Raw genomic sequence first — 21,287 nt, 5'->3', positions numbered from 1 at the left:
ACTCAGTCCTCCGCGGGGGTCAGGCGCTTGAGCTCCGCCTCGGTCGACTTCAGCAGGTCGTTCCAGGCCGCCTCGAACTTCTCGACGCCCTCGTCCTCGAGCAGCTGCACCACATCGTCGTACGAGATGCCCAGCTTCGCGACCGCGTCGAGCTCGGCGCGCGCCTGCCCGTACGTGCCGCGGATGGTGTCCCCGGTGACCTCGCCGTGGTCGGCGGTGGCGTCCAGGGTCGCCTCGGGCATGGTGTTGACGGTGCCGGGGGCGACGAGGTCCACCACGTACAGGGTGTCCTTGTACGCCGGGTCCTTGACGCCGGTGGACGCCCACAGGGGGCGCTGCTTGTTGGCGTGGGCCCGGTCCAGGGCCGCCCAGCGGTCGGAGGAGAAGACCTCCTCGTACGCCTCGTAGGCCAGACGGGCGTTGGCGAGGGCCGCCTTGCCCTTCAGGGCCTTGGCCTCGTCGGTGCCGACGGAGTCCAGGCGCTTGTCGATCTCGGTGTCCACGCGGGACACGAAGAACGAGGCGACCGAGTGGATCAGGGAGAGGTCCAGGCCGGCGGCCTTGGCCTTCTCCAGGCCCGCGAGGTAGGCGTCCATGACCTCGCGGTAGCGCTCCAGCGAGAAGATCAGCGTGACGTTGACGCTGATGCCCCGGCCGATGACCTCGGTGATCGCCGGCAGGCCGGCCTTGGTCGCCGGGATCTTGATGAGCGTGTTGGGGCGGTCCACCAGCCAGGCGAGCTGCTTGGCCTCGGCGACGGTGGCCTTGGTGTCGTGGGCCAGGCGCGGGTCGACCTCGATCGAGACCCGGCCGTCCTGGCCGTCGGTGGCGTCGAAGACCGGCCGCAGGATGTCGGCGGCGTCGCGGACGTCCGCCGTGGTGATCATGCGGATGGCCTCGTCGACGGTGACCTTGCGGGCGGCGAGGTCGGCGAGCTGCTGCTCGTAGCCGTCACCGCTGCTGATGGCCTTCTGGAAGATCGACGGGTTGGTGGTGACACCGACCACGTGCTGCTGGTCGATCAGCTCGGCGAGGTTGCCGGACGTGATGCGCTTGCGGGACAGGTCGTCCAGCCAGATCGCCACGCCCTCGTCGGAGAGGCGCTTGAGTGCGTCTGTCATCGGAATTGCATCTCCTACTGGTTCTTGTACCGGGTCAGCGCGCAGCGGCGGTGAGACGTGCTGAATCGATGCTGGCCTTGGCGGCTGCGGTCACGGCTTCGGCGGTGAGGCCGAACTCGCGGAACAGCACGGCGCCGTCGGCCGAGGCACCGAAGTGCTCCAGCGAGACGATCCGGCCCGCGTCCCCGACGTAACGGTGCCAGGTCAGGCCGATGCCGGCCTCGACCGCGACTCGCGCCTTGACGGAAGGCGGCAGGACGCTGTCCTTGTACTCCTGGGACTGCTCCTCGAACCACTCGACGCAGGGCATCGAGACGACCCGGGCGGGCACGCCCTCGGCCTGCAGCGCCTCGCGCGCGGCGACGGCGAGCTGGACCTCGGAGCCGGTGCCGATCAGGACCACCTGGGCGGGGCCGCCCTCGGCCTCGAACAGCACGTAGCCGCCCTTGGCCGCGTCCTCGTTGCGGTCGTACGTCGGCACGCCCTGGCGGGTGAGGGCCAGGCCGTGCGGGGCGCCCTTGCCGAACACCTTGGTGTGGCGGCGCAGGATCTCGCGCCAGGCGATGGCGGTCTCGTTGGCGTCGGCCGGGCGGATCACGTTCAGGCCCGGGATGGCGCGCAGCGAGGCGACGTGCTCGACCGGCTGGTGGGTCGGGCCGTCCTCGCCGAGGCCGATGGAGTCGTGCGTCCACACGTACGTCACCGGCAGGTGCATCAGGGAGGACAGGCGGACGGCGTTGCGCATGTAGTCGGAGAACACCAGGAAGGTGCCGCCGTAGATGCGGGTGTGGCCGTGCAGGGCGATGCCGTTCATGGTCGCGGCCATGGCGTGCTCGCGGATGCCGAAGTGGACGGTCCGGCCGTACGGGTCGGCCTCCGGCAGCGGGTTGCCCACCGGCAGGAACGACGAGGTCTTGTCGATGGTGGTGTTGTTGGAGCCGGCCAGGTCGGCCGAGCCGCCCCACAGCTCCGGGATGACCGCGCCGAGCGCCTCCAGGACCTTGCCGGAGGCCGCGCGGGTGGCGACGCCCTTGCCGGTCTCGAAGACGGGGAGCTTGTCCTCCCAGCCCTCGGGCAGCTCGTTGGACTCGATGCGGTCGAAGGAGGCGGCGCGCTCCGGGTTGGCGGTGCGCCAGGCGGAGAAGTCCTTCTCCCAGGCGGCGCGGGCCTCGCGGCCGCGGTCCACCAGGCCGCGGGTGTGGGCGAGGACCTCGTCGGAGACCTCGAAGGTCTTCTCCGGGTCGAAGCCGAGCACGCGCTTGGTCGCGGCGACCTCGTCGTTGCCGAGGGCCGAGCCGTGGGCGGCCTCGGTGTTCTGGGCGTGCGGGGCGGGCCAGGCGATGATCGAGCGGGCCGCGATGAAGGACGGGCGCCCGGTCTCGGCCTTGGCGGCCTGGAGGGCGGCGAAGAGGGCCTTCGGGTCGAGGTCGCCGTTCTCCTGCTGCTCGACGCGCTGGACGTGCCAGCCGTACGCCTCGTAGCGCTTCATGGTGTCCTCGGAGACGGCCGTCTCCGTGTCACCCTCGATGGAGATGTGGTTGTCGTCCCACAGCAGCACCAGGTTGCCGAGCTTCTGGTGGCCGGCCAGCGCGGACGCCTCGTGGGAGATGCCCTCCTGCAGGCAGCCGTCACCCGCGATCGCGTAGACCATGTGGTCGAAGGGGGAGGCGCCCGTCGCGGCCTCCGGGTCGAACAGGCCGCGCTCGTAGCGGGCGGCCATGGCCATGCCCACCGCGTTCGCGACGCCCTGGCCCAGCGGGCCGGTGGTGGTCTCGACGCCGGGGGTGTGGCCGTACTCCGGGTGGCCGGGGGTCCTGGAGCCCCAGGTGCGGAAGGACTCGAGGTCCTCCAGCTCCAGACCGAAGCCGCCGAGGTAGAGCTGGGTGTAGAGGGTCAGGGACGAGTGCCCCGCGGAGAGCACGAAACGGTCGCGGCCGACCCACTGCGGGTCGGACGGGTCGTGGCGCATGACCTTCTGGAAAAGCGTGTACGCGGCGGGGGCCAGGCTCATCGCCGTACCGGGGTGTCCGTTCCCGACCTTCTGGACCGCGTCGGCGGCCAGGATGCGGGCGGTGTCGACGGCCCGCTGGTCCAGTTCGGTCCACTCGAGCTCTGGGGTGGTCGGCTTGGTGCTCACCGTTGGTCAGGGCTCCTCTCCACATGTTGTTTTCCCGGTGACGAACGGTGACACCGGGGCGATTCCGAGCCTACCCCCGCCAGCGCGTGCGGCTATTCGAGTGCCGGTCGTGCGTCGCCGTCCCGGTGTCCGCTGTTCACCTGGGATCCGCCGCCGATGATCTTGCCGGCGGTCCGATCGGCTCAACACGAGGCGACCCCCGCGCAGGGCGGGGCAAGAGCTACGTCTACAGTGGCGTGGTACGCGCAAGCCTTTACCGAGCCTTCATTTACTGGAGGCATCGCTTCGGAAGCTTGCTGGATTCTCTCTCAGGGGTGTGCGTGACGGCCGTCGAATCCCGTCCAGCGGGGGTGCTCGGGACGAGCCCCGGTCACCGGCCGTTCGGGGCCCGGGCCATGGCTTTCGTGGCTTTGACCAAGCCGCGGATCATCGAACTTCTGCTGATCACCACAGTGCCGGTGATGTTCCTCGCCGAACAGGGCGTGCCGTCGTTGTGGCTGGTGCTCGCCACCTGCTTCGGCGGCTATCTGTCGGCGGGCGGCGCGAACGCGCTCAACATGTACATCGACCGGGACATCGACGCCCTGATGGACCGCACGTCGCAGCGGCCGCTGGTGACCGGCATGGTGAGCCCGCGCGAGTGCCTGGTCTTCGGCATCACGCTCGGGGTCGTCTCGACCCTGTTCTTCGGCCTGCTCGTCAACTGGCTGTCGGCCGCGCTCGCCCTCGGCGCGCTCCTCTTCTACGTGGTCGTCTACACGATGCTGCTGAAGCGGCGGACCGCGCAGAACATCGTCTGGGGCGGGATCGCCGGCTGCATGCCGGTGCTCATCGGCTGGTCGGCCGTGCGCAACGAGGTCTCCTGGGCCGCCGTCATCCTCTTCCTCGTCATCTTCTTCTGGACGCCGCCGCACTACTGGCCGCTGTCCATGAAGGTCAAGGACGACTACGCGCGTGTCGGCGTGCCGATGCTGCCGGTCGTGGCGGGCAACAAGGCCGTGGCGCGCCAGATCGTCATCTACAGCTGGGTGATGGTCGCCGTCTCGCTGCTGCTCACCCCGCTGGGGTACACCGGCTGGTTCTACACCTCCGTCGCGCTGCTGGCGGGCGGCTGGTGGCTGTGGGAGGCGCACGCGCTGAACGCCCGGGCCAAGGCCGGGGTCACGGGCGCGAAGCTCAAGGAGATGCGGCTGTTCCACTGGTCGATCACCTATGTGTCGCTGCTGTTCGTGGCCGTGGCCGTGGATCCCTTCCTCCGCTGACACTTCCTCCCTTGATTACCCGCCGGTAGCATGCGGTCCATGGCAGACACCGCAGACACCGCACAGACCGCAGAGGCCGCGGACAAGAAGCACAGCCGCACGGCGGCGAAGCTGGCCCGGCAGATCGGCGCGTTCGCCAAGCAGCACGGCGGCGCCGAGGGCCAGCTCGCCCACATCGGCCAGGCCGGCACCCGGATCGTCCTCGTGGGCACCGACGGCGGCTGGGGCGACCTGGTCGCCCCCACGTACGCCGTGGCGCAGCTCGCCGCCGAGAAGGCCGGGCTGACCCTCCACGAGGACTTCGACGGGGAGCTCGCCGCGCGCGTGAAGACCGGCCCGTACGAGTGGACCCGCATGGCCGGGATCCAGGTGGGCGGACCGGCCAACCCCGCCGCCTGAACCGGCCGGTCAACGACCGGGGCAATACTTCATACCCCGCTCACCCGTTAGGACGTGTGGAAGCCGCTTCCTCACGTCCGCGACGGGGTGACCGGATGATCGAAACGCCGCCCCTGGTGGACCAGCACTGCCACGGGGTGCTCCGCAGCGAGCTCGGGCTCGCCACCTTCGAGGCCCAGCTGGTCCACTCGGCCGGCCCGCCCGCCCCCGGAACCACCTTCTTCGACACCCAGACCGGCTTCGCCGTACGCCGCTGGTGCCCGCCCCTGCTGGGCCTGGAGCCGCACTGCGCGCCCGCCCGCTACCTGGCCCGGCGGCGCGAACTCGGGGCCGCCGAGAGCGCGCGCAGGCTGCTGCGGGGCTCCGGGGCGGGCGCGTACCTGGTCGACACGGGAGTCCCCGGGGACCTCACCGGCCCCAAGGAGCTGGCCCTCGCGGGGGACGCCGAGGCCTTCGAGGTGGTCCGGCTGGAGTCGCTCGCCGAGCAGGCCGCCGACACCTCGGGGAGCGTCACCGCCTTCCTCGCCGACCTCGCCGGAGCCGTCCACCACGCCGCCTCCGGCGCCGTCGCCTTCGGCTGCGGGCCGCACGCCGGGTACGCCGCCGCGCTGGCCGCGCACCCGCAGCCGCCCGGGCCCGGCGAGGTGCGCGGGGCGGCCGGGCGGTGGCTGGCCGCGCGGGCCAGGGGCGGGCCGGTACGGGACCCCGTGCTGCTGCGGCACCTGCTGTGGAGCGCGGTGACCTGTGGGCTGCCGCTCCAACTGCACACCGGCGGGGCCGCACCGGAGGCGCTTACCGGGGTCGCCCGGGCCACGGAGGGCCCGGGGGCGCGGCTCGTCCTGCTCGGGGGGTACCCGCACCACCGGCACGCGGCGCGGCTCGCGGCGGCGTACCCGCACGTCCACGCCGACCTCGGGCCGGCCCTCGCCCGCACGGGGGCGCGGGCGGCGGCCGTACTGGCCGAGCTGCTGGAGCTCGCGCCCTTCGGGAAGCTGCTGTTCTCCAGCGGGGGTCGAGGCCTGCCCGAGCTGCACGCCGTCGGCGCCCTGGTGTTCCGCGAGGCGCTCGGGCGGGTGCTGGGCGGCTGGGTGGCCGACGGGGCCTGGTCCTGGCGGGACGCCGACCGGGTCGCGGCCATGCTCGCGGCGGGCAACGCCCGCCGCGTCTACCGGCTGGACGAAGGGAGCTGAGTGCTCCGGGCCGGCCGTCCGGCCTGCGGCCGTGCGGCCTTCGGCCTTCGGTCAGACCGCCGAGAGCCGCGCGTCCTCGGGCGCCGGGGTCTCGATCGCGGTGTCGGAGCGCTCGCGCAGGCTCAGGGCCAGGCGCAGCACGGAGATCCACACCAGGCAGGAGCCGAGCATGTGGACGGCGACCAGCACCTCGGGCAGCGAGGTGAAGAACTGCACGTAGCCGATCGCGCCCTGGGCGAGCAGCACGACCAGCAGGTCGCGGGCGCGCGCCCGGGTGTCGGCGGGGGCGTCGACCACGCGCAGCACCAGCCACATCGCCACGCCCAGCGCGCACACCAGCCAGGCGGCGATCGCGTGGACGTGGGCGGTGGCCGCCCAGTCGAACGGCATCCGCTTGATCTCGCTCTTGTCGCCGGCGTGCGGCCCGGAGCCGGTCACGACCGTGCCCGCCGCGATCAGCACCAGGGTGGTGGCGATCAGCGCCCACGACAGCTTGCGCACCGGGCCCGGCACGCGCGGGCGGGGGGCCGCGTCACCCTCGCGGGTGCGCTGCCAGGTGATCGTCGTGACCGTGATCAGGCTGGTGGCCAGCAGGAAGTGCCCGGCCACGCTGTACGGGTTCAGGCCCGTCAGGACGGTGATGCCGCCGAGGACGGCGTTGCCCATGACGAGGGCGAACTGGGTCCAGCCGAGCTTCGTCAGGGAGCGCCGCCAGGGCTTGGCGGAGCGGGCCGCGAGGATCACTCCGCCGACGGCCGCGCACAGCACGTACGTGAGCATCCGGTTGCCGAACTCGATGGCGCCGTGGAAGCCCTGCGCCTGGGTGACGATCAGGCTGTCGTCCGTGCACTTGGGCCAGGTGTCGCAGCCGAGACCGGAACCGGTCAGCCGCACCGCGCCGCCGGTGACGACGATGACGACGCTCATCAGGACCGCGATGGCGGCGGCACGCTGGACGATCCGGGGTGACGGGGTCCAGCGGGCGGCGAGGTATGCGAATGGGTTCAACACGGCCCCTATCGTATGCGCCGCTTTGTGCAAACTTTCACGAGGGGGTGGCCGCGGGGGCGTCGGGCCCGACCACCAGGCGGAACCTGGCTCCGGCCGGGTCGCCCTCCTCGTGCCACCACACCCGCACCCGCCACAGGGCGGCGTCGCCGGGGTACTGCGGGGAGGCCATGAAGCCCCGCACCACCTCCGTCCCCACCTCCTCGGCGGTGCGCCCGCGCACCTCGGCCGAGCCCCGCCAGGGGGCGGGCACCACGGCCCACAGCCCGTCGGCGCCGCGCACCTCGACGCGCCACACCGCACGCCAGGGGGTGACCTCCAGCATGGTGGCGACCTGCTCGGCCTCCAGCCCCAGCCGGGCGGCGACGTCCTCCTCGGACGCCCCCTGGATCCGGGCGGCCACCACGGCCTGCGGGAGCAGCCGCTCGGGCAGCAGCCCGCCGGTCCGCAGCCCGGCCAGGGAGTCGAACGACAGGTAGCGCAGCCGCAGCTCCAGCTGGCGGCCGATGTGGTCGAGGGCCTCCTCCGCCTCCTGGGCCTCTTCGGGCCCGGGGGAGGCGAGCAGCAGCCGGCGGAACCCGGCCTCGGCGTCCACCGCCCAGGCGACGGCGTCGGCGGCGAGGCCCAGCTCCGCCAGGCGGTCGCCGAGGAACACCTTGGCCTGGGCGAGCCCGCGCCGGTTGACGGGGTCGTCCTGGTCGAGCCCGGCCCACACCTCGACGGCGGCCCGGGTCAGGTCACGGGCCCGCTCGCCGGCCGCCCGTTCCATCGCGCCCGGGCGCTCCTCCCCGGCCTCGCCGAGCGGATGCCGGGGCAGCCGGGCGGCGTCGCTCAGCGGCCAGGCCAGCCAGACCCCCTGGTTGATCAGCCCCCGGGCGTACCACCGGGCGTACTCGGGCGCGTGCCCCGCGGCCTGCTGCGCGTGCCGCAGGCCCTCCTCGATGGCGGACAGCGCCCCCGCCCGGTCCCCGGCGGCGAACCGGCGCCCGGCGAGGTCGCCCAGGCGCAGCCCCAGCCGGGCCGCGCACTCGGGGTCGGTCCGGGCGGGCTCGCGCAGCGCCCCGATCAGTTCGCCGAGCAGCCGGTCCGCCTCGCCGGGATCCGCCTGCGCGGCCCCCGAGCGGATCCGCGCCCACTGCCCGTCCAGCCGTAGTACGGCCTCCCGCTGCCCCATGCCCGTCGTCCCCCGGCGTCGCCCGTCCGCTGTCCGTGGAGGTGGTCAGCCTCCCGCATGCCCAACGTCCGGCGGCGGTGATTCACTCCCGCCGGACGGCCGCGGGGCGGAGAGCAGCGTCACCCCGCCCCGGCGGAACCGGAGCCGGACCGGCGGCGTCGGTACCGCGCCGCGCCGGCTCCGCCCGCCGTGCCCCCCTACTCCCAGCGGAACCACTTCGCGGCCGCGCCGAGCCCCAGGACCGCCCAGCCGGCCAGGACCGCCACGTCGCCCAGCGGGAGCCCGGCGCCGTGCTGGAGCACCTCGCGCAGGCCGTGGGACAGCGCCGAGACCGGCAGGAGCCCCAGGACGGCCTGGGCCGCGCCGGGGAACTTCTCCAGCGGCACGATCACCCCGCCGCCGACCAGCAGCAGCAGGAACACCAGGTTGGCGGCGGCCAGCGTCACCTCGGCCTTGAGGGTGCCCGCCATCAGCAGCCCGAGACCGGAGAAGGCGGCGGTACCCAGCAGGACGAGCGCCGCCACCGCGAGCGGGTTGCCGTGCGGGGACCAGCCCAGCGCGAGGGCGATCACCGTCAGCAGGGCGATCTGGAGCACCTCGGTGACCAGCACCGACAGGGTCTTCGCGGCCATCAGCGCCCAGCGCGGCAGCGGGGAGGCCCCGAGCCGCTTGAGGACCCCGTAGCGGCGGTCGAAACCGGTGGCGATGGCCTGGCCCGTGAAGGCGGTGGACATCACGGCGAGCGCCAGCACGCCCGGCGCGAGGAAGTCCACGGAGTTCTCGGCACCGGTGTCGACGATGTCGACGACGGAGAACAGGGTCAGCAGCAGCGCCGGGATGATCACGGTGAGCAGCAGCTGCTCCCCGTTGCGCAGCAGCATCCGGGTCTCCAGCGCGGTCTGCGCCCAGATCATCCGGGAGACCGGCGCGGCCCCCGGCCGGGGGGTGAACGTACCGGCGCTCATGCGCGCAGCTCCTTACCGGTCAGTTCGAGGAAGACGTCCTCGAGGGTGTGCCGTTCCACGGTGAGGCTGCTGGGCATCACCCCGTGCTGGGCGCACCAGGAGGTGACGGTGGCCAGCAGCTGCGGGTCCACGTCGCCGGTGACCCGGTAGGAGCCCGGGGTGAGCTCGGCGGCCTCGGTGCCGTCGGGCAGGGCCTTGAGGAGGGAGGCGAGGTCGAGGGCGGGGCGGCCGGAGAAGCGAAGGGTGTTCTCGGCGCCGCCGCGGCACAGCTGCTCGGGGCTGCCGTGGGCGATGACCTTGCCGGCGTCCACGATGGCCACCTCGTCGGCGAGCTGTTCGGCCTCGTCCATGTGGTGGGTGGTGAGGACGACGGCGACCCCGTCGGCGCGCAGCTCCCGTACGAGCTCCCAGGTGGCGCGGCGGGCCTGCGGGTCCAGGCCGGCCGTGGGCTCGTCCAGGAAGACCAGCTCGGGGCGGCCGACGACGGCCATGGCCAGGGAGAGCCGCTGCTGCTGGCCGCCGGAGAGCCGGCGGTAGGGGGTGCGGCCGCAGCTGCCGAGGCCGAGGCGCTCGACCAGGGTGTCGACGTCCAGGGGGTCGGCGTACAGCTTGGCCATGTGGCGCAGCATCTCGACGGCGCGGGCGCCGGAGTAGACGCCGCCGGACTGGAGCATCACGCCGATCCGCGGGCGCAGGGCCTCCGGCTCGGCCGCCGGGTCCAGGCCCAGGACGCGGACGGTGCCGGCGTCGGGGCGGCGGTAGCCCTCGCAGGTCTCGATCGTGGTGGTCTTGCCCGCGCCGTTGGGGCCGAGGACCGCGGTGACCGCGCCGCCGGGGACGGTGAGGTCCAGGCCGTCGACGGCCGTCTTCGATCCGTACCGTTTCACCAGTCCGCGGATTTCCACGGCGGGGTCGTTGCTCATGCGGGTGAGTCTACGGAGCGGTAGGGGCTCTCACGGGTGCCGGGGGAAGGTTCCCCCTTGGCGGGCATCCTCCCTGGCCAGGGGTGGTGGAGCCGGGCGCTTTCGATCACTCTCCGTGGACAGATTAGGTAACCCTTAGTGATGGAGGACACCAGTAGTGGCGTCCGTCACGGCTTGTCGGGGCTCCGGTAATTACGCAACAATGGCGTTGTGAAATACGGCGAACGGACGAGCGAGGCCCCCCAGGGGGAGCTCGCGACCGGGGAGCGGTCAACCCGCAACCGGGTCGCGAGGTCCATCCTGGACCACGGTCCCTCCACCGTCGCCGACCTCGCGCAGCGTCTCGGCCTCACCCAGGCCGCCGTCCGCCGCCACCTCGACACGCTCGTCGCCGACGACGTGGTCGCACCCCGTGAGCAGCGTGTGTACGGCGCACGCACCCGGGGCCGGCCCGCCAAGGTCTTCGCGCTCACCGACTGCGGACGCGACGCTTTCGACCAGTCCTACGACAAGCTCGCCGCGGACGCCCTGCGCTGGATCGCGCAGTCCGTGGGCGGCGGCGAGAAGGGCGAGGCGGCCGTCGCCGCCTTCGCCCGGGCGAGGATGGCGGCGCAGGCGGAGACCTACCGGGAAGCCGTCGAGGCGGCCGGACCGGCGGACCGTACCGAGGCCCTCGCGAAGGCGTTGACCGCGGACGGGTACGCTGCTACGGCGAAGAGCGCTCCCGGTCCGCACAGCGGTGAACAGCTCTGTCAGCACCACTGCCCGGTCGCACACGTCGCCGAGCAGTTCCCGCAGCTGTGCGAGGCGGAGACCGAGGTCTTCTCCCGCCTGCTCGGGACGCATGTGCAGCGCCTCGCCACCATCGCCCACGGCGACGGGGTGTGCACCACGTTCATCCCGCGAAGCGCGGCACAGCACGACACACCAGCATCTGCAAGTACGGCCGGGAGGAACCCCGCATGACCACGGAGACTGCTCACCCTGAGCTCGATGGCCTGGGCACCTACGAATACGGCTGGGCCGACTCCGACGCGGCCGGCGCCGCTGCCAAGCGGGGTCTGTCCGAGGACGTCGTCCGCGACATCTCGGCGAAGAAGTCCGAGCCGGAGTGGATGCTGAACCTCCGCCTCAAGGGCCTCAAGCTGTTCGACAAGAAGCCCATGCCGAACTGGGGCTCCGACCTCTCGGGCATCGACTTCGACAACATCAAGTACTTCGTGCGCTCCACCGAGAAGCAGGCCGCTTCCTGGGAGGACCTGCCGGAGGACATCAAGAACACGTACGACAAGCTCGGCATCCCCGAGGCGGAGAAGCAGCGCCTCGTCGCCGGTGTCGCGGCCCAGTACGAGTCCGAGGTCGTCTACCACCAGATCCGCGAGGACCTGGAGGAGCAGGGCGTCATCTTCCTCGACACGGACACCGCGCTCAAGGAGCACCCGGAGCTCTTCCAGGAGTACTTCGGCACGGTCATCCCGGTCGGCGACAACAAGTTCGCCTCGCTCAACACCGCGGTGTGGTCGGGCGGCTCGTTCATCTACGTCCCCAAGGGTGTCCACGTGGACATCCCGCTCCAGGCCTACTTCCGCATCAACACGGAGAACATGGGCCAGTTCGAGCGGACGCTGATCATCGTCGACGAGGACGCCTACGTCCACTACGTCGAGGGCTGCACCGCCCCGATCTACTCCTCGGACTCGCTGCACAGCGCCGTGGTCGAGATCATCGTCAAGAAGGGCGGCCGCTGCCGCTACACGACCATCCAGAACTGGTCGAACAACGTCTACAACCTGGTCACCAAGCGCGCCGTGGCGTACGAGGGCGCGACCATGGAGTGGATCGACGGCAACATCGGCTCCAAGGTCACCATGAAGTACCCGGCCGTCTACCTGATGGGCGAGCACGCCAAGGGCGAGACCCTGTCCATCGCCTTCGCGGGCGAGGGCCAGCACCAGGACGCCGGCTCCAAGATGGTCCACATGGCGCCGAACACCTCCTCGAACATCGTCTCCAAGTCGGTGGCGCGAGGCGGCGGCCGCACCTCCTACCGCGGCCTGGTCGAGATCGGCGAGGGCGCCGCGGGCTCCAAGTCCAACGTGCTGTGCGACGCGCTCCTGGTCGACACCATCTCCCGCTCGGACACCTACCCCTACGTCGACGTCCGCGAGGACGACGTGACGATGGGCCACGAGGCCACCGTCTCCAAGGTCTCCGACGACCAGCTCTTCTACCTCATGCAGCGCGGCCTCACCGAGTTCGAGGCCATGGCCATGATCGTGCGCGGCTTCGTCGAGCCGATCGCCAAGGAGCTGCCGATGGAGTACGCGCTGGAGCTGAACCGGCTGATCGAGCTGCAGATGGAGGGCTCGGTCGGTTAAGCACCGGCCCTCCCGTCCACCCGCAGCACATTCTTTGACGCAGGAAGAGAGCAGAACGACAGCCATGGCTGAGGCTCAGAACATCGCCGCGGGCTCCACGACCGCCGGCGCGATCGCGGTGGCCGCCGAGTCCACCGTCGCCACCCGGATGAGCGCGCCCCCGTCCTTCGACGTGGCCGACTTCCCGGTCCCGCACGGCCGCGAGGAGGAGTGGCGGTTCACCCCGCTCGCCCGCCTCAAGGGCCTGCACGACGGCACCGCGGTCGCCAACGGAACCATGAAGGCCCAGATCGACGCCCCCGAGGGCGTCACCGTCGAGTCCGTCGAGCGCGACGACGAGCGGATCGGCAAGGCCGGCACCCCCGTCGACCGCGTCGCCGCCCAGGCCTTCTCCTCGTTCGCCAAGGCCACGGTCGTCACCGTGCCCAAGGAGACCGTGCTCGCCGAGCCCATCCGGGTCGCCCTGCACGGTGAGGGCGGCACGACCTTCGGGCACACCGTCTTCGACATCAAGCCGTTCGCCGAGGCGATCATCGTGATCGACCACACCGGTGACGGCGTGCGCGCCGCCAACGTCGACGTCCTCGTCGGCGACGGCGCCAAGGTGACCTTCGTGTCCGTCCAGGACTGGGACGACACCGCGGTCCACACCTCGCAGCACAACGCCCTCATCGGCCGCGACGCGAGCTTCAAGTCCGTCGTCGTGACCTTCGGCGGCGACCTCGTCCGCCTGCACCCGCGCGTCACCTACGCGGGCCCCGGCGGCGAGGCCGAGATGCTCGGCCTGTACTTCACGGACGCCGGCCAGCACCAGGAGCACCGCCTCCTGGTCACGCACGACGCCCCGCACTGCAAGTCCAACGTGGTCTACAAGGGCGCGCTCCAGGGCCAGGACGCCCACGCGGTCTGGATCGGCGACGTCCTCATCCAGAAGTCCGCCGAGGGCACCGACACCTACGAGATGAACCGCAACCTCGTCCTGACGGACGGCGCGCGCGTCGACTCGGTGCCGAACCTGGAGATCGAGACGGGCGAGATCGTCGGCGCCGGCCACGCCTCGGCCACCGGCCGCTTCGACGACGAGCAGCTCTTCTACCTCCAGGCGCGCGGCATCCCGGCCGACGAGGCCCGCCGCCTCGTCGTGCGCGGCTTCTTCGCCGAGCTCGTCCAGCAGATCGGTGTCGAGGACATCGAGGAGCGCCTCATCGCGAAGATCGAGGCCGAGCTGGCGGCGGCCGTCTGATGACGTACGTCAAGGCCTGCGCGCTGAGCGAGCTGGAGGAGAACACCCCCAAGCGGGTGGAACTCGACGGCACGCCGGTGTCCATCGTCTCCACCGAGGGGGAGGTGTTCGCGATCAACGACATCTGCTCGCACGCGAACGTCTCGCTCTCGGAGGGTGAGGTCGAGGACTGCATGATCGAGTGCTGGCTGCACGGGTCGGCCTTCGACCTGCGCACCGGCAAGCCCTCCGGTCTGCCCGCGACGCGCCCCGTCCCCGTTTACCCCGTAAAGATCGAAGGGGACGACGTGCTCGTCTCCCTCACCCAGGAGTCCTGAGGTACCCATGGCAACGCTTGAAATCCACGACCTGCACGTCTCCGTCGAGGCCGAGAACGGCGCCCGCGAGATCCTCAAGGGTGTCGACCTGACGGTCAAGCAGGGTGAGACGCACGCCATCATGGGCCCCAACGGCTCCGGCAAGTCCACCCTGGCGTACTCCCTCGCCGGTCACCCGAAGTACACCATCACCGGTGGCACCGTGACCCTCGACGGCGAGGACGTCCTGGAGATGTCCGTCGACGAGCGCGCCCGCGCCGGCGTCTTCCTCGCCATGCAGTACCCGGTCGAGGTCCCCGGCGTCTCGGTCTCCAACTTCCTGCGGACCTCCGCCGCCGCCATCCGCGGCGAGGCCCCCAAGCTGCGCACCTGGGTGAAGGAGGTCAAGTCCGCCATGGAGCAGCTCCAGATGGACCCGGCCTTCGCCGAGCGCAACGTCAACGAGGGCTTCTCCGGCGGTGAGAAGAAGCGCCACGAGATCCTCCAGCTGGAGCTCCTCAAGCCGAAGATCGCGATCCTCGACGAGACCGACTCCGGCCTTGACGTCGACGCCCTGCGCATCGTCTCCGAGGGCGTCAACCGCGTCCGCGAGACCGGTGAGGTCGGCACCCTGCTGATCACCCACTACACGCGCATCCTGCGCTACATCAAGCCCGACTTCGTGCACGTGTTCGCGAACGGCCGCATCGCCGAGTCCGGCGGCGCCGAGCTCGCCGACCAGCTGGAGAACGAGGGCTACGACAAGTACGTGAAGGGTGGCGCGACCGCGTGACACAGCTGCCTGGCCTCCTCGACATCGAGGCGATCCGCAAGGACTTCCCCCTGCTGGATCGTGTGGTCCACGACGGGAAGAAGATCGTTTACCTGGACAACGCGGCGACTTCGCAGAAGCCGCGCCAGGTGCTCGACGCGCTGAACGAGTACTACGAGCAGCACAACGCCAACGTCCACCGCGGCGTGCACGTGCTCGCCGAGGAGGCCACGGCGCTGTACGAGGGCGCCCGCGACAAGGTCGCCGCCTTCATCAACGCGCCGAGCCGCGACGAGGTGATCTTCACCAAGAACGCCTCGGAGTCGCTCAACCTGGTCGCGAACATGCTCGGCTGGGCCGACGAGCCCTACCGGGTCGACCGCGACACCGAGATCGCCATCACGGAGATGGAGCACCACTCCAACATCGTGCCGTGGCAGCTGCTCTCGCAGCGCACGGGCGCGAAGCTGAAGTGGTTCGGCCTCACCGACGACGGCCGGCTCGACCTGTCCAACATCGAAGAGGTCATCACGGAGAAGACGAAGATCGTCTCCTTCACGCTGGTCTCCAACATCCTGGGCACGGTCAACCCGGTCGAGGCGATCGTCCGGCGGGCGCAGGAGGTCGGCGCGCTGGTGCTGATCGACGCCTCGCAGGCCGCTCCGCACATGCCGCTGGACGTGCAGGCGCTCGGCGCCGACTTCGTTGCCTTCACCGGCCACAAGATGTGCGGCCCGACCGGCATCGGCGTCCTGTGGGGCCGCCAGGAGCTCCTGGAGGACCTGCCCCCGTTCCTCGGCGGCGGCGAGATGATCGAGACCGTCTCGATGCACTCCTCCACGTACGCCCCGGCGCCCCACAAGTTCGAGGCGGGCACGCCCCCGATCGCCCAGGCCGTCGGCCTCGGCGCGGCCGTGGACTACCTGACCTCGATCGGCATGGACAAGATCGCCGCCCACGAGCACGCGATCACCGAGTACGCGGTCAAGCGCCTCCAGGAGGTCCCCGACCTGCGGATCATCGGCCCCACCACGGCCGAGGACCGCGGCGCCGCGATCTCCTTCGTGCTCGGCGACATCCACCCGCACGACGTGGGCCAGGTCCTGGACGAGCAGGGCATCGCGGTCCGCGTGGGACACCACTGCGCGCGCCCGGTCTGCCTGCGCTACGGAATTCCTGCGACCACGCGGGCGTCTTTCTACCTGTACTCCTCTCCCGCCGACGTCGACGCGCTGGTCGACGGGCTGGAGCACGTACGGAACTTCTTCGGCTGACGAAGGCGATGAGGACGAGGACGCTGTGAAGCTGGATTCGATGTACCAGGAACTGATCCTGGACCACTACAAGCACCCGCACGGGCGCGGCCTGCGCGACGGCGACGCCGAGGTGCACCACGTCAACCCGACGTGCGGCGACGAGATCACCCTGCGCGTGAAGTACGACGGGGAGACGCTCACCGACGTCTCCTACGAGGGCCAGGGCTGCTCCATCAGCCAGGCCAGCGCGTCCGTGCTGAACGAGCTGCTGGTCGGCAAGCAGCTGCCCGAGGCGCAGAAGATCCAGGCCGTGTTCCTGGAGCTGATGCAGTCCAAGGGCAAGATCGAGCCGGACGGGGAGATGGAGGAGGTGCTGGAGGACGCGGTCGCGTTCGCCGGTGTCTCCAAGTATCCGGCGCGCGTGAAGTGTGCTCTGCTGAGCTGGATGGCGTGGAAGGACGCGACCGCCCAGGCACTGGGTGACGCGGAGAGGAAGACGGCATGACCGAGAACGCGACGCCCGAGGCGTCGATCAAGCCGGCCACCGAGGAGGAGGTCCGCGAGGCCCTCTACGACGTGGTCGACCCCGAGCTGGGCATCGACGTCGTCAACCTGGGCCTGATCTACGGCATCCACATCGACGACGCGAACATCGCCACCCTCGACATGACCCTGACCTCGGCGGCCTGCCCGCTGACGGACGTCATCGAGGACCAGGCGAAGTCGGCGACGGAGGGCATCGTCAACGAGCTCCGCATCAACTGGGTCTGGATGCCCCCGTGGGGCCCGGACAAGATCACGGACGACGGCCGTGAGCAGCTCCGCGCGCTCGGCTTCAACGTCTGACCCACGCGGTCGCAGGAGGGCCCCCGGCACGGTCGTGCCGGGGGCCCTCCCTGCTTCCGCGGGCCCTGCCCTGCCCGTTCTTCCGGGTTCTTCCGGCGGACGGACGGTGTGCACCGGGAGTTGGCCGTGGTGGCCGAATCTTCTCGACGGCCGTCACGGTGTGACGCCGCCGTGAGGGAGAGGACGCCACCTTGAAGAAGCAGCTCGGTATCGCGAGTACCGCGGGAATCGCCGCTCTGATCGTCGCCGCGACGGTCATGCCCGCGCACGCGGTCACCTACGGGACCCCGACCATCTCGCTGTCCGCCGGCTACCTGTCGGGTTCGGTGGCCGGGGTCGGCGACCAGACCGTCGACGTCACCGTCGGCCAGAGCGGCGCCGACGTCTCCGCCCTGACCGTCAGCGCCTCCGCCTCCAGCAAGGCCTCCGTCGCCGGCACCGGCGACGTCACGGTCACCGGCGCCGGCGCCGTGCGCCGGCTGGCGGTCACCGCGCACAGCCGCGGCTACACGACCCTGACGATCAAGGTCACCGGGCTCGGCGGCAAGACCGCCACCAAGACCCTCTCCTACGCCGCCTCCGCCGCCGTCCAGAACCCGGCCGACGCCCGCTACTTCAGCGGCGCCTCGGACTCCTCGGCCGCCGTGGACGTCGGCGGCGGGTTCACCGTGGTCGCCGACGACGAGAACAACGTGCTGCGCCTGTACGACCGTTCCCGCTCCGACGCGCCCGTGCGCACCTGGGACTTCAGCTCCCAGCTCGGGGTGACGAAGGAGGTGGACATCGAGGGCGCCACCCGGATCGGCAACACCGTCTACTGGACCGGCTCGCTCGGCAACAACAAGGACGGCGAGTACAAGGCCCCCCGCAACACGGTGTTCACCACCACCGTCAGCGGCTCCGGCTCCGCCACGCAGCTCGCGTACGGGCGCTCGTACAAGCACCTGCGCGAGGACCTCGTCGCCTGGGACCAGGCGCACGGTGACGCGTACGGCTTCGCGGCGGGCACGGCGACGGGCCAGGCGCCCAAGCAGATCGACGGGTTCAACGTGGAGGGCCTGGAGTTCGCCCCCGGCTCGACCACCACCGCCTACGTGGGCTTCCGCGCCCCGCTCGCCCCGGCGGTGCCCGGCGGCAAGGCACTCCTGGTCCCCGTCACCAACTTCGACAAGGTCCTCTCCAACGGGTCGGCGGCGACGTTCGGTTCCGCGATCGAGCTGGACCTCGGCGGGCTGTCGGTCCGCGACATCCGCAAGAACGCCCAGGACCAGTACCTGATCCTGGCCGGCTCCTGGGACGAGGCCGTCGCCAACGGCGACAATGCAGCCCCGTACGCCCTCTACCAGTGGGACGGCGTCGCCGGACACGCGCCGGTCAAGCGGGCCGACCTGCCCACCACCGACCCCGGCGGCTGGGAGGCCGTCGTCGAGGTCCCCGACCTGTCGGTGCCGGGCGCCCGCGTCCAGCTGATCACCGACAGCGGATCGGCCGACCTCTACGGGGACGGCATCGAGGCCAAGGACCTCACGCACCCGGAGTTCAAGAAGTCCCGCGCCGCCTGGTTCACCCTGTCCTAGGGGCTCCGGGCCGGCCATCGGCCGCGAACGCCTCGGCGAGGTGTTCGCGGCGGATCCGCCGGTCCACGTAGAGCAGTCCGGCCGGCAGCTGCGGGAACGCCGGCAGCAGCACCAGCGCCGACAGGGCGCCGGGCAGCCCGAGCCACAGCAGCAGCCCGTACGCCGCCGCCCCGGTGAACACCACCGCCGGGGCGGTCACGGCCAGGGCCCGCCACCACGCGCCGCGCACCAGGTGCGCCGAGCGCCGCAGCGCCGCCACCGGCCCGAGCCGCTCGTACCCGGCGGCGGTCGGCGCCAGGGAGGACAGCACCCCGAGCCACAGCGCGACGGGCAGCAGGGGGAGCACCGCCAGGGGCGGCACGCCCAGCGCGAGCAGGACCGCGAGGGGGCCGGCCGCGGCCAGCAGGGCCAGCAGCTGGGCGCCGAGCACCGCCGGGGTGCGGGGCAGCGCGGCGAGCAGCAGTCCCGGCGCGGTCACGGGGCGACCGAGTACCGCCGGGCGCAGCAGGGCCGCGATCAGGGCGGTGGCCAGCGCGCAGGTGAACAGCAGGAACAGGCCCGCCGCGGGGAAGAGGGTCCAGACGAAGACCCGGCTGCCCGACCTCGGGCTGAGCGAGGCCAGCGTCGCGGCCCCGGCCGCCGCGGCGACCAGCAGCCCCGCCATCAGCTGCCCCAGCAGCAGCGCCCCGCACAGCGTGCCGCCGTAACGGCGCAGGGCGGCGAGGGCGCCGCCGAGGATGTCCGAGGTCCCGAGCGGCCGCAGGGGCACCACCCCGGGCCCGGGCCGCCCCGGGGGCAGCCAGCCGCCGCCCGGATGGGTCCCATGATGCATCGCCATGAGCGGCCCCCTGTCCCCTGAGTGGGGACACCGTAGCTCCGATGCGCGCCGGTGTCCCGGGGTCTGCGTGTGTACATGTGTACGCATCGATGCGTACAGTCGTACGCATGCCGTACGTACTGCTTGCCCTGGCCATAGTCTCCGAGGTCGCGGGCACCACCGCCATGAAGTACAGCGAGGGCTTCACCCGGCTGTGGCCCTCGCTGGGCACCCTGCTGGGCTACGCCATCGCCTTCACCCTGCTCGCCCAGACCCTCAAGTCGATGTCGGTGGGCACGGCGTACGCGATCTGGGCCGGGGTCGGTACGGCCGCCATCGCCGCGATCGGCATGGTGTTCATGGGCGAGGCCGCCACCGCCGCGAAGGTCGCCGGGATCGCGCTGGTCATCGCCGGGGTGGTCCTGCTCAACGTGGGCGGGGCGACCCACTGATGGCCGCCGCCCCGGTGCGCCGGTACGACCCCGGGCGCAGGCAGCGGATCGTCGACGCCGCGATCCGGGTGGTCGGGGCCAAGGGGATCGCCGGGCTGAGCCACCGCAGCGTGGCGGCGGAGGCGGACGTTCCGCTGGGCTCGACCACGTACCACTTCAAGACCCTGGACGACCTGCTGGTGGCGGCCCTGCGGCAGGCCAACGAGGCGTACGCGCCGGAGCTGGTGCTGCGCCCGGGGGAGGACCTGGCGGGGGCGCTGGCCCGCCTGCCGGGGGAGCTGCTGGGAGCGGGCCGGGGCCGGGCGGAGCTGGAGTACGAGCTCTACCTGGAGGCCCTGCGCCGCCCCGCGCTGCGGCCGGTCGCCGCCGAGTGGTGCGAGGCGGTGGTGGACGCCCTGGCGGACCACACCGATCCGGTGACGGCACGGGCTCTGGTGGCGCTGCTGGACGGCCTCACCCTCCAGACCCTCCTGACGGACACCCCGTACGACGAGCGCTCCGCCCGCGCCCTCCTGACCCGGCTGCTCCCCCCGGCCTAGGGTCCGCTGCGCGAGGCCGGGAGACGGCCCCGCGCAGCGGACCCCCGCTACTCCGCCGCCCGCACCGCGGCCAGTGCGGCGGCCACGCCCGCCTCGATGTCCCGCACCGGATAGAACACCTCCCGCACCACCCGCTCCCGGTCCAGCACCAGCGTCAACCGCTTGATCCGGCTCACCCCCGCCGCGCGGAACGTCGGCAGCCGCAGGGCCGTCACCAGCCCCAGGTCCGCGTCCGACAACAGGGGGAACCGCAGCCGCTCGGCCTCCGCGAACTCCCGCTGCTCGTCCGGCCGCTGCGTCGAGACCCCGTGCACGGTGGCGCCGGCCGCGGTGAACTCCGCCAGCTGGTCGCGGAAGGTGCAGGACTCCAGCGTGCAGCCCCGCGCGCCCGGGATCCCGCCCCAGCCGGGCGGGTAGGACTCGGCGCGGGCGTACGCGCCGGGGAAGCAGTACAGGACGGTGAACGGGGTGTCCGCCACCGGGTCGCGCAGCCCGCCGGAGGCGTCCGGCAGCAGCAGCTCCGGCAGCCGGGTGCCGCGCAGCGCGTGGACCCGCGCGGCCTCCTTCGAGGACTCCTCCGTCGTCGCGGTCATCTCTCCCTCTCCCAGGACCCAGGTGTCGCCCCAGTCCTGGAGGGCCACCAGGACCGGCAGCAGCCCCCGCCCGCGCGGGGTCAGCCGGTACTCGTGCCGCACCGGGCGCTCCTGGTACGGCTCGCGCGTCAGCACCCCGGCCTCGACCAGCAGCTTCAGCCGCTCGGCGAGCACCTTGCGGGACACCCCCAGCTCCCGCTGGAGCTCCTCGAAGCGGTACAGCCCGCGCGCGGTGTCGCGCACGATCAGCAGCGTCCACCAGTCGCCCACCACGTCGAGGGCCTGGGCGATGGAGCAGTCCGCGTCACCGAGGTGCGTGCGCTGGGCCATGGGAACTCC

The 21,287-nt window shown here is 71.8% G+C and carries 22 protein-coding genes; 14 read left to right on the top strand and 8 right to left on the bottom strand.

What is annotated here, in order from left to right:
* Window positions 1–2: 2 nt before the first annotated feature.
* Both tal and tkt read right to left on the bottom strand, forming a co-directional pair.
* Window positions 3–1,121 carry a transaldolase gene (gene tal / locus ACFY0O_RS06720; RefSeq protein WP_388943645.1) on the bottom strand — a complete coding sequence of 373 codons (1,119 nt, stop codon included), beginning with the start codon at window positions 1,119–1,121 and terminating at the stop codon, window positions 3–5.
* Window positions 1,122–1,155: 34 nt separating this feature from the next.
* Window positions 1,156–3,258, bottom strand: coding sequence for a transketolase (gene tkt, locus ACFY0O_RS06715; RefSeq protein ID WP_388943642.1), 2,103 nt, complete (start codon window positions 3,256–3,258; stop codon window positions 1,156–1,158).
* Between the two features lie 320 nt (window positions 3,259–3,578).
* Here tkt and ACFY0O_RS06710 point away from each other — a divergent pair, with 320 nt between their 5' ends.
* The 3 genes from ACFY0O_RS06710 (at window position 3,579) to ACFY0O_RS06700 (ending at window position 6,109) form a co-directional block, all read left to right on the top strand.
* On the top strand, window positions 3,579–4,520 hold the full coding sequence (locus ACFY0O_RS06710; protein ID WP_388943640.1) for a heme o synthase: 942 nt from the start codon (window positions 3,579–3,581) through the stop codon (window positions 4,518–4,520).
* A 39-nt stretch (window positions 4,521–4,559) separates the two neighbouring features.
* On the top strand, window positions 4,560–4,919 hold the full coding sequence (locus ACFY0O_RS06705; RefSeq protein ID WP_388943637.1) for a hypothetical protein: 360 nt from the start codon (window positions 4,560–4,562) through the stop codon (window positions 4,917–4,919).
* A 95-nt stretch (window positions 4,920–5,014) separates the two neighbouring features.
* A complete protein-coding gene (locus ACFY0O_RS06700; protein ID WP_388943634.1) occupies window positions 5,015–6,109 on the top strand; it encodes an amidohydrolase in 1,095 nt (364 codons plus the stop codon).
* A gap of 51 nt (window positions 6,110–6,160) precedes the next feature.
* Here the strand turns inward: ACFY0O_RS06700 and ACFY0O_RS06695 are convergent, their stop codons facing one another.
* The 4 genes from ACFY0O_RS06695 to ACFY0O_RS06680 form a co-directional block, all read right to left on the bottom strand.
* Window positions 6,161–7,150 (bottom strand): heme A synthase, encoded by a 990-nt coding sequence (locus tag ACFY0O_RS06695; protein WP_388943632.1) that lies wholly within the window; start codon window positions 7,148–7,150, stop codon window positions 6,161–6,163.
* Between the two features lie 4 nt (window positions 7,151–7,154).
* A complete protein-coding gene (locus tag ACFY0O_RS06690) occupies window positions 7,155–8,291 on the bottom strand; it encodes a hypothetical protein (RefSeq protein ID WP_388943630.1) in 1,137 nt (378 codons plus the stop codon).
* 197 nt (window positions 8,292–8,488) lie between these two features.
* Window positions 8,489–9,256 carry an ABC transporter permease gene (locus ACFY0O_RS06685; protein ID WP_388943627.1) on the bottom strand — a complete coding sequence of 256 codons (768 nt, stop codon included), beginning with the start codon at window positions 9,254–9,256 and terminating at the stop codon, window positions 8,489–8,491.
* Window positions 9,253–10,179, bottom strand: coding sequence for an ABC transporter ATP-binding protein (locus tag ACFY0O_RS06680; protein ID WP_388943625.1), 927 nt, complete (start codon window positions 10,177–10,179; stop codon window positions 9,253–9,255). Before ACFY0O_RS06680 ends, ACFY0O_RS06685 begins: the two co-directional genes overlap by 4 nt.
* A 210-nt stretch (window positions 10,180–10,389) precedes the next feature.
* Here ACFY0O_RS06680 and ACFY0O_RS06675 point away from each other — a divergent pair, with 210 nt between their 5' ends.
* The 9 genes from ACFY0O_RS06675 (at window position 10,390) to ACFY0O_RS06635 (ending at window position 18,547) form a co-directional block, all read left to right on the top strand.
* Window positions 10,390–11,145: a helix-turn-helix transcriptional regulator gene (locus ACFY0O_RS06675; RefSeq protein WP_388943622.1), complete on the top strand. Its 756-nt coding sequence runs from the start codon at window positions 10,390–10,392 to the stop codon at window positions 11,143–11,145.
* The gene (sufB, locus tag ACFY0O_RS06670; protein ID WP_358893134.1) at window positions 11,142–12,557 is read left to right on the top strand and encodes a Fe-S cluster assembly protein SufB; all 1,416 of its coding nucleotides are present in this window, start codon (window positions 11,142–11,144) and stop codon (window positions 12,555–12,557) included. Before ACFY0O_RS06675 ends, sufB begins: the two co-directional genes overlap by 4 nt.
* A gap of 64 nt (window positions 12,558–12,621) precedes the next feature.
* Window positions 12,622–13,800 (top strand): Fe-S cluster assembly protein SufD, encoded by a 1,179-nt coding sequence (gene sufD, locus ACFY0O_RS06665; RefSeq protein WP_358893133.1) that lies wholly within the window; start codon window positions 12,622–12,624, stop codon window positions 13,798–13,800.
* Complete coding sequence (locus tag ACFY0O_RS06660) at window positions 13,800–14,117, top strand: bifunctional 3-phenylpropionate/cinnamic acid dioxygenase ferredoxin subunit (RefSeq protein WP_042820167.1); 318 nt, start codon at window positions 13,800–13,802, stop codon at window positions 14,115–14,117. The genes sufD and ACFY0O_RS06660 overlap by 1 nt, the downstream gene beginning before the upstream one ends.
* A 7-nt stretch (window positions 14,118–14,124) precedes the next feature.
* Complete coding sequence (gene sufC, locus ACFY0O_RS06655; RefSeq protein WP_358893132.1) at window positions 14,125–14,889, top strand: Fe-S cluster assembly ATPase SufC; 765 nt, start codon at window positions 14,125–14,127, stop codon at window positions 14,887–14,889.
* Window positions 14,886–16,142, top strand: a complete 1,257-nt coding sequence (locus tag ACFY0O_RS06650; protein ID WP_358893131.1) for a cysteine desulfurase — start codon at window positions 14,886–14,888, stop codon at window positions 16,140–16,142. Before sufC ends, ACFY0O_RS06650 begins: the two co-directional genes overlap by 4 nt.
* A 25-nt stretch (window positions 16,143–16,167) precedes the next feature.
* Window positions 16,168–16,629, top strand: coding sequence for a Fe-S cluster assembly sulfur transfer protein SufU (gene sufU / locus ACFY0O_RS06645; protein WP_388943618.1), 462 nt, complete (start codon window positions 16,168–16,170; stop codon window positions 16,627–16,629).
* The gene (locus ACFY0O_RS06640) at window positions 16,626–16,970 is read left to right on the top strand and encodes a metal-sulfur cluster assembly factor (protein WP_007263433.1); all 345 of its coding nucleotides are present in this window, start codon (window positions 16,626–16,628) and stop codon (window positions 16,968–16,970) included. The genes sufU and ACFY0O_RS06640 overlap by 4 nt, the downstream gene beginning before the upstream one ends.
* 257 nt (window positions 16,971–17,227) lie before the next feature.
* Window positions 17,228–18,547 carry a hypothetical protein gene (locus ACFY0O_RS06635; RefSeq protein WP_388944498.1) on the top strand — a complete coding sequence of 440 codons (1,320 nt, stop codon included), beginning with the start codon at window positions 17,228–17,230 and terminating at the stop codon, window positions 18,545–18,547.
* On the opposite strand, the gene ACFY0O_RS06630 is transcribed toward ACFY0O_RS06635, so the two are convergent.
* The gene (locus tag ACFY0O_RS06630) at window positions 18,534–19,385 is read right to left on the bottom strand and encodes a hypothetical protein (RefSeq protein ID WP_388943616.1); all 852 of its coding nucleotides are present in this window, start codon (window positions 19,383–19,385) and stop codon (window positions 18,534–18,536) included. The genes ACFY0O_RS06635 and ACFY0O_RS06630 overlap by 14 nt on opposite strands.
* A gap of 107 nt (window positions 19,386–19,492) precedes the next feature.
* On the opposite strand from ACFY0O_RS06630, the gene ACFY0O_RS06625 reads away from it, so the two are divergent.
* Both ACFY0O_RS06625 and ACFY0O_RS06620 read left to right on the top strand, forming a co-directional pair.
* Complete coding sequence (locus tag ACFY0O_RS06625; protein WP_388943615.1) at window positions 19,493–19,816, top strand: DMT family transporter; 324 nt, start codon at window positions 19,493–19,495, stop codon at window positions 19,814–19,816.
* A complete protein-coding gene (locus ACFY0O_RS06620; protein ID WP_388943614.1) occupies window positions 19,816–20,355 on the top strand; it encodes a TetR/AcrR family transcriptional regulator in 540 nt (179 codons plus the stop codon). Before ACFY0O_RS06625 ends, ACFY0O_RS06620 begins: the two co-directional genes overlap by 1 nt.
* A 47-nt stretch (window positions 20,356–20,402) precedes the next feature.
* Here the strand turns inward: ACFY0O_RS06620 and ACFY0O_RS06615 are convergent, their stop codons facing one another.
* On the bottom strand, window positions 20,403–21,278 hold the full coding sequence (locus ACFY0O_RS06615; protein WP_388943612.1) for a winged helix-turn-helix transcriptional regulator: 876 nt from the start codon (window positions 21,276–21,278) through the stop codon (window positions 20,403–20,405).
* Window positions 21,279–21,287: the final 9 nt, after the last annotated feature.

Origin of the sequence: Streptomyces sp. NPDC001594 (assembly GCF_042893675.1) — a bacterium.
In the GTDB taxonomy this organism is placed as follows: Bacteria; Actinomycetota; Actinomycetes; order Streptomycetales; family Streptomycetaceae; genus Streptomyces.
This window is presented reverse-complemented; position numbering and strand designations above follow the sequence as displayed.

What these genes read in the sequence shown, in the direction of transcription:
- ACFY0O_RS06640 (WP_007263433.1), top strand. Translation starts at nt 16,626, where the DNA reads ATGACCGAGAACGCGACGCCCGAGGCGTCGATCAAGCCGGCCACCGAG.
- ACFY0O_RS06635 (WP_388944498.1), top strand. Translation starts at nt 17,228, where the DNA reads ATGCCCGCGCACGCGGTCACCTACGGGACCCCGACCATCTCGCTGTCC.
- ACFY0O_RS06625 (WP_388943615.1), top strand. Translation starts at nt 19,493, where the DNA reads ATGCCGTACGTACTGCTTGCCCTGGCCATAGTCTCCGAGGTCGCGGGC.
- ACFY0O_RS06700 (WP_388943634.1), top strand. Translation starts at nt 5,015, where the DNA reads ATGATCGAAACGCCGCCCCTGGTGGACCAGCACTGCCACGGGGTGCTC.
- ACFY0O_RS06680 (WP_388943625.1), bottom strand. Translation starts at nt 10,179, where the DNA reads ATGAGCAACGACCCCGCCGTGGAAATCCGCGGACTGGTGAAACGGTAC.
- ACFY0O_RS06620 (WP_388943614.1), top strand. Translation starts at nt 19,816, where the DNA reads ATGGCCGCCGCCCCGGTGCGCCGGTACGACCCCGGGCGCAGGCAGCGG.
- sufB (WP_358893134.1), top strand. Translation starts at nt 11,142, where the DNA reads ATGACCACGGAGACTGCTCACCCTGAGCTCGATGGCCTGGGCACCTAC.
- ACFY0O_RS06615 (WP_388943612.1), bottom strand. Translation starts at nt 21,278, where the DNA reads ATGGCCCAGCGCACGCACCTCGGTGACGCGGACTGCTCCATCGCCCAG.
- ACFY0O_RS06660 (WP_042820167.1), top strand. Translation starts at nt 13,800, where the DNA reads ATGACGTACGTCAAGGCCTGCGCGCTGAGCGAGCTGGAGGAGAACACC.
- sufC (WP_358893132.1), top strand. Translation starts at nt 14,125, where the DNA reads ATGGCAACGCTTGAAATCCACGACCTGCACGTCTCCGTCGAGGCCGAG.
- sufD (WP_358893133.1), top strand. Translation starts at nt 12,622, where the DNA reads ATGGCTGAGGCTCAGAACATCGCCGCGGGCTCCACGACCGCCGGCGCG.
- ACFY0O_RS06685 (WP_388943627.1), bottom strand. Translation starts at nt 9,256, where the DNA reads ATGAGCGCCGGTACGTTCACCCCCCGGCCGGGGGCCGCGCCGGTCTCC.
- ACFY0O_RS06705 (WP_388943637.1), top strand. Translation starts at nt 4,560, where the DNA reads ATGGCAGACACCGCAGACACCGCACAGACCGCAGAGGCCGCGGACAAG.
- ACFY0O_RS06630 (WP_388943616.1), bottom strand. Translation starts at nt 19,385, where the DNA reads ATGGCGATGCATCATGGGACCCATCCGGGCGGCGGCTGGCTGCCCCCG.
- tal (WP_388943645.1), bottom strand. Translation starts at nt 1,121, where the DNA reads ATGACAGACGCACTCAAGCGCCTCTCCGACGAGGGCGTGGCGATCTGG.
- ACFY0O_RS06690 (WP_388943630.1), bottom strand. Translation starts at nt 8,291, where the DNA reads ATGGGGCAGCGGGAGGCCGTACTACGGCTGGACGGGCAGTGGGCGCGG.